General features: G+C 32.7%; 2 protein-coding genes. Both read right to left on the minus strand.

What is annotated here, in order from left to right; translation table 11 throughout:
- Window positions 1–648: 648 nt before the first annotated feature.
- Window positions 649–2211: a ShlB/FhaC/HecB family hemolysin secretion/activation protein gene (locus HSACCH_RS06720; RefSeq protein WP_005488773.1), complete on the minus strand. Its 1563-nt coding sequence runs from the start codon at window positions 2209–2211 to the stop codon at window positions 649–651.
- Entirely contained in the window at window positions 2204–15139 is a 12936-nt protein-coding gene (locus HSACCH_RS06725; RefSeq protein WP_005488774.1) for a leukotoxin LktA family filamentous adhesin, read from the minus strand. The genes HSACCH_RS06720 and HSACCH_RS06725 overlap by 8 nt, the downstream gene beginning before the upstream one ends.
- Window positions 15140–15620 lie beyond the last annotated feature (481 nt).

The raw sequence follows: 15620 nt of genomic DNA on the forward strand, positions 1-15620 counted from the left end.
AAAATTCTCATTCTGATCTGTTAAATAAACCAGAGTAAACTTGTTCTCTGAAAAATCTTTGCGAGAACTCTATTTTAAATTTAAAGCATCTTTGTAAAACTCAATTGACTTCTCTAAATCCATTACTCAAATACAGGAATGAACAAAATCATAGTTTTTCATTATTTATCACTGCTCTTTTTATAATTTTAAATCCTAATTATAATTATAAAGATCTATAAGTTAAATTGCAAAAAAAGAGGCCAGCTAGACTCCAATACAATGTATGGATGAAGCCTATCTGGCCCTGTATGCTCAATTTTGGTGTCCAGATAAAACTTTCTAATCATCTCACTGGCTATACCAATACTCTTAATGTTGTAAACTTCACAGGCATCTCAATTAATATTATGCTTGTTACGAGAAAAACGCGATTTAAATCTCTTTCCTGTTAAGTGAAATTTCAAACCCAGCTTAACCCATCATTATTTTATCTAAAACTTCCAAGAAAACTCCATCCGAAGGAAGCTAGTATCTCTTTTGATGCAAATATTTTATTTGGGTGGTGAGGTTCACCTGCATCTTCTCTATTACAAAATTCTATCTCTATGGATATTTAAATGTAAATCTTAAGATTTTTTCTATAATCAGTATTACTAATAATGCCAACTACCAACTTTTTTGAATACTGAATGTGATGCGAGGATCTTCATTTTTATCAAGTGGTATTCCTAGAATAATCTCTGCAGCAGTAGAATATTTAAGATTGAAATTTATACCCAGACCTGTACTAAAAAGATAATCTTCCTGATTTATATTTTCTTCATTGCCCTTATAAGGGAGGACAAAACCTAAATCAAAGAAATTATAATATGAAATTCTCTTGGTTACTGGTATTTTATACTGAAAACTAAAATAACCACCTTGATCACCTGAAGCATAACCCTCTGTATAACCTCTAATACTGTTACCTCCACCTAATGAAATCTGCTCAGCAATAGGTAGAAGTTCATCAGCTGTCAACTGCAGGTATGTTTTAAAGCTGAAAAGATCATTTTGCTTAAAACTTTTCTGCCATTGAAAAAAATAATTGTACTTTAAAAATTCATCAGCTTCACTTTCATTTTTAAAAAAGCCTGTATTAAAATCTGCAGTTCCATAAACCAAACGATGATATCTACTGCTTGAACTTCTAACAGATGCCTTTTGTTTGCTTAAATTAAATATAAGGTTTTCTATATCCGTTGATTTTAATTGAATATTAGAAAATGTATTCTCTGACTCTTTTTTCTTATATTCCAAAGCAGCTTCTGTTTTTTCTCCAAGTTTAACTTTGATCGGTGAACTAATACCTGCAGAAATTTCATTATAATTACCACCAATATTTACTGTTCTATATTCACCTGCTATTACTTCAGAAGTGTTTTCGCTGTAATTTAAATATGCCCTGCTATTTTTCTTGCTTATAGGAAAATTATAGCTTAATGTACCTCCATCACTACCTTCAGTAAAAAAATAGCTGAGGCCCAACTGATCTCTATATCCAAAAAGACTTTGGTTGCTGAAGCTAAAACCACTCCTGTATTCTCCTGTATCTTCGCGACCTCTATTATCAGCAAAAACAGAAAATCTATATTTAGGACTTTCTTCTGCTAAAATGATTAAATTACTGCTTTTATATTCCTCTCCTGCCTCAAGCTCAACCCTGAGCATCAGATCATTTGTTGCATTAAAATAAAATAATTCATCTTCTAAAGTGTGGACATTCAAAAAGTCACCTGAATGAACTGCCAGCCTATCTAAGATATAGCTGTCTTTTGTATCAGTATTTCCTTCAAGAATTAATTTATCTATATAACCTTCGATCAGTTCAATTTTGATTATTCCGTTATTAACTCTCTGTTGTGGCAGAATTGCTTTAGCTGTGATATAACCTTCTTCACTATAAAGCTGATTTATCTCTTTAACCATCTCCTGCAAATCTGAAATACTTACTTCCTTATCTTCATAGTTCTTTATTATCTCTTCCAACTTATCTTCACTCAAAATTGAAGAAGGGTTATAAGCTATTTTTTTTACTTCAAATTTAACTTCCTCTGCTGCATTAATTCTTTGCAGATAAATAAACTGAGAAGAGAAAATAATAAAAATAACAACTAAAGTTATAATCAAGTTTATATTCTTAAAATAATTCTTTAATATATTTAATGAATATTTATTTTTTTTATTCATCTAAATCACCATCGCTGTCACCAAGATTATCTATATTGATTAAATCGTTTAATGGTAATATATTGCCTTTTCCGACTGTATAGAAATCATAACCTCCGCTGTTATTTTGAATTATAGAATTTAAATTGCTGTTTCTTCTGATAAAACTGTTTTCTGAATTGAATTCGTTAATAATAAAGTCATCATTATAATTTACAACATAAGCATCAGTTATTAACTCGCGCATCGTATCGATAAATAAATTAAATGGTACTTTTTCTGGATAAAGCTGCAGATGACTATCATGCAAAATCTTATTTATATTATCAGCAACAACTTTATAATAGTTACTATTTATATCTGCTATACTTCCTACCTGAAAATCATAGAATTCAAGCTGGTCTGCAGCTGCATTAATTTCTGAAAAATTAGCACTTAAATTATTAAAGATCAAAGGACTATTAGACTGGACATTGAGTTTGAGGTTATCCATCATCTTACCTCTTCCACCCCTTATAAATATATTCAATGGAATATCAGATTCGTGAATTAACTTCTTTATGTCTACATTATCAGCCCAAAGCTTTAATTCTTCTTCCAATTCTAACTCTTCTATTACTGCATTTGCTCCTGGTTCTAAAAGTTGAGCTTTTAATTTCGATGTTTTAATATTATCTGCATTTAAGTTACCATTGAGAATTAATAGATCGATTATATTATTACTCAACAAATATTTAGAGTTAAGATCTCCATTGTACTCTGTAAGATAGATATCTTTATCTGCTTTAGCATTAACCTCAGTCCCTGAATAAGTTTTAATTCGAGCATCTTGACTTCCAATGCTGCCGGTTTCGGCTTCTAGTTCAATTATATCTCCAGCAATTTTTCCTTTGGCTGCATCTTCTGCATATATTGAATTATCAGCATTAATGATTATCTTATCTCCTGCTTCAGCTGTGTTCAGAATAATATCACCATCATATTCTTTGATAAATATGCTGTCAGCGGCTTTAAAACTACTAACTGAGCCTTCATTTAAGTTAATATAAAGGGGCCAATTTTGAGAACCAATTGAAGCAGTTTTAGATTCTAAATTCAAGCCATTAGCATTTATAGTGTAATCCCTGATTTCACCTCTTCTATCATTTATATAACCATCTGCAGTTAAATTTACAGTTCCGTTTTCACTATAAATAAATGTTAGATTAAGGTCACCATCTTTTTGATAGATATTTATATCTTCAAATGTTCTAGCTATTAGATCAGAATCTTCTTTAAGTTTTAAAATCAATTCTTTATTAATAGTACCTAAACCACCATCTCCTCCTTCTAAAATTGTACTACTACCTTCAATATTCACTTCACTTTCAGATGTAGTACTATAGATACCGTTTTTACCCTTAACCCGTATCTCTTTTCCACCTATTATCGAATCGATATAAATACTCTTTTCTGAGCCTAGATAGACATGATCTACTGCTTCGGCTGTAATTCTTCCATCTTCAGGAAGTTTAATATCAACTGATTCTCTATCGATTACTATGATTTTTCCATTTTCCTCATCAAGTACTATGTCTTTTTCTTCAGCTGCAAGCAGCTTCGCCTTTTCATAATCTGTAATATTATCTAGATCTATAATAATTTCTCCATTGTTAGTACCTATACTGCCATTGTGAACATAAAGAGAGATATTTTCTGCTTCCAGATTTGGTTCTTCAATCTCAGTTACTGTATCAGTAGTTCCCTTCATTAATAATTCACGACTGAGGCTGTTCTGAAGTTCATCTTCTGTCCATTTATAGCCATCAAGCAGCTGACTTCTTTTTTCGGTCCAGCTCATATCTGCAATAGCTCTATCTTTTTTCTCTTCACTAAAATCATCCAAAAAACTCCAGTTGTTTTTATACTCCTCTGAACCGTATACTTCATGCAGTTCTTGGAATCTTAAATCTGCTTCACTTTCATCATATTCATTTACTGTATAAATAATATTTCTATTATCATCATATTTTTCAGCCTTTAAACCTCTGAGCTCCCAATACTCATGATACTCTGCTTCTTTAGTGCTGCTGTATTCACTTAGTGCATTATTCTTACTTTCTTCAGCAGCTTCTCCTCTCAAAAGCATTTCATCCCAGTGTCTATTGAGCTCATCTATTGTCCGCTCATCATTAATTTCATTTGTATTTACATCTATTAAGTTTCCAGCTTTAACTTCAATATTTATATCTCCAGCAATTGATTTTACACTATTAAGAGGTAAATCTCCTTCTACTTCACTTATATTTATATCATTTAAAGCAAGCACTGTAAGGCCTTTATCTTCTGTCGAATCAATCAGCAGGTATTTATTGCTGCTTCCGATAGAACCATTTTCTGAAATCAGCTCTATTTCTGCTCCTCTAATCTTTGCATTATCTGTATTCAAACTAGAATAGATATTATCTGCAGCTCTAAGCCTAACCTTATCTGCTGCACTTATATTTGCGATATTCATATTAGAAATTGTATCTTCTATGAATATACTGCCATTTAGAGACTGAGCATTTATAAAACCATTATTACGGGCATCAAGCTTCAAAGAGAAGTGCTCTTCACCAATTCCACCATCTGCTTTAAGATTAAAGGAATCTGCAGTCAGGCGAGCATTAAAATTATTTTGTTTTAGAGAAGCATCTGAATTAATATCAATTGAACCATAACCATTGTTCAATGAGCCATTTAGAATTACATCTCCTCCTCCACTGCTCATAATATTTAGTTCACCACTATCCTCACCAATAAATTCTATTGGTATTTTATAATCAGATTTAATGGAATGGGTGTGTATATCCTGTGAACCCTGTTCCCAGATATCTCTAACCCAATAAAATCCTCCAAAAATTCTCCAGCGTTGGCGGCTTACCCGCTCCTTATCACTAGTTTCATAATTACTAAAATTATATTCATAAATTTGACTTTCTCCATCACCATCAATATCTTTACCGATACTCGTGTAACTTCCATCTTTAAGCAGCTCTAAATCTCCATCACTTATTTTTTGCCATGAGTCATTGTAGTCATCACTATTAAAATATATATCTCCAATAAAATCAGACGAATAACCTACTCCAACAAATCTTTCTGTAAAATCTTCTCCTAAAGTCCAATTATAGCGGAGACCTTCAGCCGGTGTGTAAGATGTATTTCTACCATCTAAATAATTTGTGCCGAGGTCTTGGCTGATCTGCTGGCCATTATTGTTATAGCTTATTGATTCATTTATAGAAATCCTATTTCCATTTCGTCTGTATTCTGTTGTAATCGGTACAGCTGTGATTTGGTCAGCAATTTCTCGTTCTGTAGTATTTGCAGTATCAGTTATCCTGATCAGAGAGTCGATTTCATTACCTGTATCCAGGTTGTTTAATACCATATTGTAAGGTGTGTTGTTGCTGATATTTATCCTGCCATAACCATCAACTGCTTTAATTTCTCCACCACCTGTATTAGAAATTTCTCCAAAAATTTCGATATAACCACCTTTGACAACAGCATTATTTAGCTCAATTTGTTCTGTTTGTGGATTAAAATAAGCTGCTATTTCCTGATCACTTCTTCTATCTTCATTATCAAAAGCACTTAACTGATAATTTTGTAAATCATTGAAATTTTTTAAATCAGGTTTACCTATATCTTCCCAATCACTTATATATTTTTCAATTTCTGTTTCAAGATCACTAAGTTCAAGGTTCCAGTAAGGAAGACCACTTTGGATTAATCCATTTAAATTCAAATAAGTGGCACTTAAGAATATATTGTTTCCGGCAATTCTCGAGCCCTCTGCAGGTCTATATTCATCATAATTTCCAGTAGTATTATCACTTGAGCCCATTTCTTCCTGTATATCTCGCCATAAAAATCTTGGAGCTCCACCTACATGCACAAATCCTTTTTTATAGGACTGTACAATATCTTGACCTGCTTTTAAATTAACAGTTTCTGCTGTTAGATCAGGTGTATCATCACTATCTTTGCCGTAGATATGAATGCTGCCTTCATCACTAGTAATTTTAATTTCTCCCATTTCATTAAAAATAGTATCCTGAATATTAATATCAGTACCAATTTCTGTTTCACCCATCGGCTTAAATGTATTATGAACAATTATTTGAGGATAATAATTATCTGGATCATAATTGTTCTCTATATTTAGATTTGAGTACTGACCAGTCTGTTTATTGTTGACTCTCACTCTACCTCCTATTTCTCCAATCACAGCTTTATTTAATTCTAAAAATTTAGCACTATTATTTTTAATATTAATTTCTGGGTTACTATTTGCTGTCAGTGAGCCACTCCCCTGCAGAACAGCGCTTTCGATATCTATATCACCACCACTTGCATATAGATCATCTAAAGCTATTTTGCTCACTTCAATCGAACGCAGTGGATAAATATTACCATCTCCATCAATCTCAACCAAACCACGACGTTTAAGCGAATTTAGCAGAAAATTAATTTCTATTTCATAAGCTGTAAAGGAATTATCATCATTATTGTAAACTGCCTGCAGTTCTCTTAATTCGGTAATTCTATCTATCATATTTGAGACTACATCTTCTTTTCTTTCATTGTAAGAAAGACCAGAACTTTTAACTTTAACATCTCCATTAGTATCCAGCTCTAAATACATTTTATTGTGTATACCCGCTGTTAGAGAACCATCTATCTCAACACTGCGCTTATTGCTGGTGCTTGCAGAACCAGTTTTGATTTCGATTGAAATTTCATCTGCACCAACAAGTTTTCTAAAGAAATTTGAGACTTCTTCTAATATCTTTTTATAAAGATCTTTACCTCTACCTGAAGCAGAAACACTTCTTTTGCTCTCTGCAGATTTTAAATTTATATCATTGACTGCATTTAGAGTAGAACCTGAATCAATTTTGATGATATTATTTTCATTCAGACGTGAATATGCTTTAACTTTGTTTTTATCAACTGGATTTATGGTTTTATTATAAACATCTGTATCTGCATAAAGATTAAAGTTGTTAATCTTTCCTGAGGTATTAGCACCGGCTGATATATCTAAATATTTACCAGAATAAAGTAGAGCACCAGAGTTGATTAACACCTTGTTGTTGTTATTAAATACCGTGTAAGATTCTCCTTCTCCTGAAGAAGCCAAGCCGTATGTTTTAGTATTAGCACTGCTGCTTAGATAGGCCTGACTAAAGGCTCCTATATCAATACTACCTCCACTTTTTAATTCAGCATCTCCAATATTTATTATGCTCTCTGAATTCTCCACATTTAATAAAGATTTAGATCCAGCTATAGAAATAACACCTGAAGCATCAAGTTTGCTTCTATCATAGAGATTAAATAAATTCTCAGCATCTATTGATATATCCTCTCTAGTTCTCAGCTCAGCACTATCATAGATATTAACTTTGGTGCCGATATTAAATCTACTCTCACTATTAGCAGCTGCACCTGTTAAAACTCCTCCAGAGCTTGATTGAGCATTATATTTTCCAGCAGCTGGTCTTATTTTATTAATATCATTTTGAGCATTTAAATAAAGATTATCTGAATATAGAGCAGCAGACCTATCAGAAGATCCAATTTCTATCTTAACATTAGAATTAATATCATTTGCAGCTTTAGCCCCACTCCCTCCAATAACAGAAGCATTAAGGCTGTCTACTGTAGAATTAAATCTAAGATTATAATTAGAATAAATATATACATCACCAATTGTAAACCCGCTTTCTGACTCTCCTAAATATACAGATTCTGTAAGTGCATTATTAACTATCTCTGCTACAGCTGCATTTCCAGTAATTCCTCCACCACTACCTGAAATAACATCAGTATTAAATAAATCATCAGAATCTGCTTTTAGGTTAAATTTATCAGCATTTTTCAAAACTGTATTTTCAGCAATCTCTGATTTAGTATGAACAGCTGATTCTATTTTTGCTTTAGTATAACCAGCTGCAGCCAATCCTGCAGTAACACCACTTGCTTCAGCACTTAAAGAACTACGGTTAAAAGAATTTACTGAAAAATCTCCCATAAGCTCAATACTGCTGTTTTCAGCAGCTCCTGCATAAATTTCACTGTAATTTTTAACTTCTGCAATAGAGCCATTACCACCAAGTAAAGTTCCTACCGCCGAATTGCTTTCTGCAGAAGCTGAATAATTACTGCTGTTTTGAGGCATCAAGTTTGCTGACTGAATGGTGATATCTCCTGCTACATTGATATTATTATTTTCAGCTAAATAGGATTCGATTTTATTATTAATTCTACTTTGAGAATAAGAAACACCAACACTAATTCCGCCAATATTTAATCCCTCTGCCTTAGTTTTTATGTTGTTTCTATTCTTAGATATGACTTCAAAATTATTATTTCTATAATAATCTCTACCTAAATCTAGATAGAAATTGCTGCCTGTATAAGCTTTGGTTTCAGCATTAAGCACTGATAGAGCATGAGCACCGTTTAGTGATCCAGCTCCCATAGCTCCTGCAAATGCATAATTATCAACACCATAATCAGAAAATGAATTTACTTTAACTTGACTGCCATATAAGTAAGGGGTTTCTTCCTGCTGAATTCTCAGGTTATCCCCAAAATAGGAAGCTGTTTGCGAATCTATTTTTACATCACTTTTTGCAGCTCCTGCACCAAGATAGAGACCCGCTGCTGCACCGATTGCTCTTGCCCTAAGCTGATCAGTGTTTTTGGATTTAAGTTTATAATAAGAATCCAAACTCAGCAGATGAATATTATTATAGCGGCCATCATCAGCCAGATAAGTAGTGACTCTGCTTTGATCACTTATGTTTAAATAAGTTGCACCCACTGCTCCACCACCGACTGCTGCTGCTCCCCCCAATGTTTCGGCATCTACTTGATTAATTAAATCTGATCTTAAATTAAGTTCAGTTAGATTATTTCTGTATCTATTGATCTTAACTTCTGCACCTTCTCCTATATAGGAGCTAACTTTACTATTCAAATCGAGCTGATTGTATGATCCACCTACAGCAGCTATACCTGAAAAAGATAAAGCTCCAGCTTTTGTATTCACAGTATTAGTTTCTTTGCTTTCAATTTCTAATTTTTTATTTAAGTTAATAATTGACTTATTGTCATTATTTGAGTCTATATAGGCTGTAGTCTCACTGTTTAAATCTGTAATTACCGAAGACCCCGCAAGAGAAAATGTTCCTGCTGCACCTATACCAGCTGATAAACTGTTAACTTTACTGCTTCCCTGAGCCTTTATATTTAGTAAATTTGTTTTATGCTCACTCTGCAGTTCATTATCTTCTATAACAAGAGCTGTTAGTCTTAATTCTTGATTATTGTCCAAATTACTTTTAAGATCTTCAAGATCATACAAAGATAATATCTCACCACTGCTGTAAATAACTGCGGTAATCTCTACACTTTTATAACCTGCATCAAAAAGCTTCTCTTTATCTTCAAAACTTAAACTATCACCAGCAAATAATTTTATTTCATTTTCTTCATCTATAATGTCTTCTGTTAAAACTTCATTATTTTCTATTTCATATATATTTTTATTCTCTATTTTACTTAAGTCATCAGCTAATGTGTAATCTTCACTAATTTCACTGAATTTGTATACTTTAAGCTCAGCTAGTTCTGACTTCTGCAATTTTTCTATGTCAGCACTCGAAAGCAGATGATAGCGGGTCAAGCTGTACTCTTCTTCAGAAATCTCAACTGCTTCAGCCAATATATATACTTCAAAATTAGAAAGTTCTAAAGGCTCAACAATTATTATATCTTTAAGATATTCTTCTTTTATTTCTACTCCTTCAGTAAGATAGGCGCTGCTTTTATTATTTATTTTATTTATCGCTGCAGAAACACCTATACCAACAGTTCCACCAGCTGCTGCTCCTCCATTTAAATTTAAGAGAGAAAATTCATTCTCAACATCTAGAGCAATATTCTGAGCTGCCATGATCCTGCTGGACCTGCCGATATAGGCTTCTACATTATTTTGAGAATTAACATAATTGAATACACCTGAAAGGCCAAATGTTCCCGCGGCAGCTGCACTAATACCATATAAATCAAGATCCAAATTGTTTTGAGCCATAACTTTTATATCATTATAACTAATTATTTTATTATTTTCTCCTATATAACTTTTAGTTTCATTTTCATAAATTATATTTGCCCCAGCAAGCCCTACTCCTACACTTGCAGCTAGGCCAACACTACCCGTAGCTGCTGCTGCAGTTTTACTGTTTTCAGCACTTAGATTAATATTTTTAAAAGCTCTTATTTCGGTATTATCTCCGGTATAGGCTTTTGTCGAATCAGAAATTTTGTTATAAACCAATGAACCCGAAACAGCAGCTTTGCCACCTGCACTTCCAGCTGCAGCTTGAGCATAATAATTTTTTTCTCCAATTAAAGACATCAGGTCAAGTGAATTAAAATTATCCATCTCCATAATCTCACTATCAACTTTTTTACTTTCAGCTTTAATATTTAAGTTATCTACATATATTTTGCTATCTGAAGCTAAATATGCATGATTTTTATTATCTGTTAATATAACTGCAGTTGAACCCCCAACACCAACTTTACCACCTGCAGCTCCACTAAGTGCAGCTGCAGAGATTCTGGTGAGGTCATAGGAGTTTATATTTAAATCATTTATGCCAGTATCATTGAATTCAGAACTTCCAAGATATGCAGTTGTTGAATTTTTGCTGTTAATTAATGCCATCGATGCAGAGCCGGAAATCTTTTTTGAAGCCGTACCTGATATAGACTCTGCCGAAATTTTATCTGCAAAATTTTGATCATTATTCTGAAAATATTTGGCACTGATATAAATATTATCAGCATTTTTAATAGTGTTATAATCTCCTATATAAGCTTCACTATTGCTGCGAGTAATATTTAAAGCAGCTGCGGCACCTATGCTGTTATCTGGGATTGAAAATATTCCCTGGCCAACACTATAAGAATCAGCTTTTGTTCTATAATTACTTTTATTTATTACCTCAACTTTAATATCTTTACCAGCCTGAATCTGTCTTTGGTCTGCTTTGCTGCTGCCTCCTATAATAGCTGCTCGCACATCATCATTAAGATATAATAGTCCAAGGGATGCAGCTACTTCTACTTTAGCTCCACCAGCTGGAAGTTGAGAGCTTGTTTCTTCTTCAGCAGAATTATTCATTTCCACTGATTCTTCAACCTGCTGATTATCTTTGTTTTCACTTAGAACTTTTTGACTCAAACTATCACTCACTAAAGAATCTGCTCCCATTGAGCTTGCATATGAGAGTGCCTCATAACTGCGGTCTGATTCCGCTTTCAACCCAATTTCTCCACCTATATTTAAATCTCTATTTATAAGAATTGAATTTAAATAAAGTTCTTCCTCAAGCATTTTACCATCAGAAGACTTAGTATTTGAAAGAATTACAGCACCGGAAGCACCTAACCCTACATCATCTCCTTCGGCAATTCCCCTTGCCTCAGCAAAATTTGCTCCACTACTTATATTTAGAGCTTCAAAATCTAAATTTGAATTAAGAATGTTTCCACTTCCAAAGTAAATCTTGTTTTCATGATTTAAGTCAGCAAATGCTAGTGATGTATCAACTGCAACTCCACCTGCTGCACCTGCCTCTGCCTCAGTATGGGTATTAAAATCAGAATAAGCGCTCAATGCTATTTTATCTAATTTCCTTTTTTCAGTATTAAAATTTGTGTTATCAGATATGCTTACCTCGACACCTTCATTTAGTTCATTTACAGCAACCGAAGCACCTACACCTACATCTCCACTCCCTCCATCACCACTTGGTAGAGCTATAGCTGTAGAATTTGATCTATTTTCAGCATTTAAAATTAAATCAGCATTATTAGAACTTTCGTTTAAATTAATATCCAAATCAGCTTCTATTTTTATTAAAGCATGATTTTCTTCAATTATATTTAGAGCAAGTGCACCAGCCAGACCAACTTTTTGCGATCCAGCACCAGAAACAGCTTCAGCAGTAAAATCACTGTATAAATCAGTCTCTACTGAAAAAGGATTTGAAGCATCTTTTGAATTCATTGTTAAGGAATCAATATTATAATTCCCTGCACCTAAATAACTGCTCTTAGTTGAGTTAACTTTATTGACTGCAGCAGCTGCTGCGAGTCCAACCATGACTTCATCATTTACGGTACTTCCATCAGCTTTCAAAATAGAATCCGTCTGTCCTGCGGCAGTTATCGCTAAATTAGAGGCATTAATCTGTATCTTTTCTTCTGAATCAGCCGGTTTAGCAACTTCAGCTTCAGAACTGCTTTCAACTATATTTATTGACACAGCTGCAGCGGCCTCCAGTTTACCTTCTTTTGTACTAGTAGAAACAGCAGTTTCGGAATCTTCTTCCTGTTTTTGCTGATAAAATTCCAGCTGTGAAGCAATTTTATCTTCTAAGCTTGCTGAAGGATGTTCAGAATCACTTTCATTTTCTCCGCTTGAACCAGCTTTAGAGTCAGCCAAAGCATGAGAATAATTTTGAGATTTTACAGTAATATCTCCTGCATTATCTACATCTCTATTTAAAAAAGCTTTTGAGCTATTTTCAATAACATTTAATGACATAGATGCACCTAGTCCAATGTTTGAAGAATGTGTAGTTCCAACTGCAGTAGTATCAACTTTATTCTCGTTTTTACTATTAATAGTTAGATTAGATATATTATCTAAATTACTATTCTCTAAATTGCTCTCTGCTATACCAGCTTCAACCTGATTTTTAATCAGAGAAATTGAACTAACTGGGACAACTACCAAATCACCATAAACTCCTACTTCTGCATATGTATCAGTAATATTAATCCCTTCTGCATCAATAACAATATTTTCTGCTGAATTCACAGCACCATCTTCGCTAATAACTGCTGATGTTAGATTGTTTTTATATATATTTACTGCAGCAGCTGCTCCAATACCTATTTTACTATTACTATCTGAATTATCCAAAGAAATTGTATTTGCTATCTGTTGTGTATCATTAAAAGCTCTAATATTTAAATTTCCACTTAAATTTAAAGTACTGTTTAAAAGTGAGCTGTACTGCTGATCTATAATATTTAAGCTGAGCCCACCAGCTCCACTTATATTTTCTCCAGAAGAACCAATAAGCGTATTTAGCTCATAATTATTTGAAGAGTTATCTCCATTATTATCAAAATAATCAGCAGTCCCTGCGTTGATTTCTAAGGAATTAACAGAAAGGTCTCGCTCAACTAAAGCAATATTTCTGCTCTTAACTAAATTTAAAGCTGCTGCAACACCAATGGAATTTTCTTCACCACTATTGCTGCTTCCATCAGCTGTTCCTAAAATATTATTAATCGAGTTGCTCTCTACAGTAAAGTCAGCATCACTCTCAAGTTGATCATCACCTCTAATAACAGCCTCTGTCTTACTATCAATATCATTTACAGCAAATGCAGCTGCAGCATCTATCCCACTTGCATCTCCAGTAGAAGTGCTGACTGAGATTTGATCAGAATAATTTTGCAGCTGTTCTTTTGTATCACTCTGTTCATAATTTTCATCTATAATCACACCTTCTCTAGAAGCTAAAGCAGTACTATTAACTTCATTTTTAGAATTAGCTTGAACATTAACTTTATTAGGGTCTCCTTCTATTTGGACATCATCCTCTAATACAGCACTTGTTTCAGTCACAAGTGTATTTATAGCAACAGTTCCTCCTATTTTATTGCTGCCGGAAGCATCAGCTTCAGCTTTGAGATTCACCTTATTATCTGCAGTTATATTTATTTCACCAGCTGCTTTTAATACAGTTTCATTATTTTCTGAACCTCCTACAATAATCTGAGATTTACTTTCTAAATTTGATATAGCTAAAGCAGCATCAGTACTATCTTCTGAATCTAGTACAGAGCTGCCGAATTCTAAGTCAGTATCAGAATAACTTTTAATATTTATGCTGTCAGAAGCTTCGATTCTTGATGAATCAATTGTAATTTGTGAATTAATATTTTTATTAATAACTCCTGAATAATTTTTTTCATCTATAGTTGACTCTGCATTTATTTCAACATTTTCTGCTATTATTTCTACCTCATTAATTTCAACAGCAGCCTCCGAGCCATCATCACTACCAGCAGTAATAATAATTTCTCCATTTTCAACTAGCAGCTCTTCACCTTCTTCAATTCCATTAACATTTACAACATCAAAAAAATTACTTTTATCTGTGTTTGCTCTATTTTTTTCACTGTAATCTGCATCTGTTATTAAAATTCCCCGTCCTCCATCACTGCCGTCAACTACAACTTTTGCAGCTTTTAAATTAATATCATTAACAGCATTAATCTCACCTCTTACAGAGATGAGTCCGCTTTCCGTTATTGGAATATTTCCATCAATTATTTGAGGAATAATATTCCCTGGTGAAGTAAATATATTATCCATAAAATTTTGAGTAGGAGTAACCGCGGTTAAAGATCCGACATTCACAACGCCAGTTTTACCAATCATAATACCATGAGGATTGAGGAAATATATGCTACCACCAATATCATTATCTTTAATTGAATTAAGTGTTCCATCTATATTAGTAATTGAATTATGTACAAGATTAATTAGATTTTCAGTACCATCAGAAAGATATAAGTTTACAATATTACCTTGATAAACATTAAAATCTTCAAAAGAATTTAAAGCATTTCCGTCATCAAATACATAATCACTATTAGTTCTAACATTTGTAACATTATTAATTATCTTTAATTCAGAAGTATTATGTTGATCAACTACTATCTGTTGTGCATAAACACTAGAAAGGGGACCTGGAATTAAAACATTAGTTATGAAAAATATAACCAAAAAAATCCAACTAATAAATTTTTTCATCTTTTACCTCCTGCCTTTCGGCATGTGACAAAACGATTTAACCCAATTATCGAACCTTATTAACATAATATAAGTTTAAATATTCAGAAAATTATTTATAAATTACTCTTTCGAAAAATTGGAGCCATAAAAAATTTCAAATCTGTTCAGTATTATAAACTTTTTTATATCAACTGAAGAATTTGTGTAACAAATCTAATTATTAGAATTGTAGTATGAAAGGTGTTGTGATATTTTTATTTAAATACTAATTTTTGAAGTATTTGAAGAATATCTTTATCTATTTTTTAGGAAAGATAAATTAATGATCTGATAAAGTATACTTTTTTAAAAAAGGATTTAGATAATAATAGTAAATATATAATTTTTTATAATATAATTAAATTTTGACATTTTATAATATATATTTCTTCACCTATAAGATTTCTCCTTTATTTTTTTATGAATTGGTTTAAGGCCCATTACATCCAACAGTCTTACA

Source organism: Halanaerobium saccharolyticum subsp. saccharolyticum DSM 6643 (genome assembly GCF_000350165.1).
In the GTDB taxonomy this organism is placed as follows: Bacteria; Bacillota; Halanaerobiia; order Halanaerobiales; family Halanaerobiaceae; genus Halanaerobium; species Halanaerobium saccharolyticum.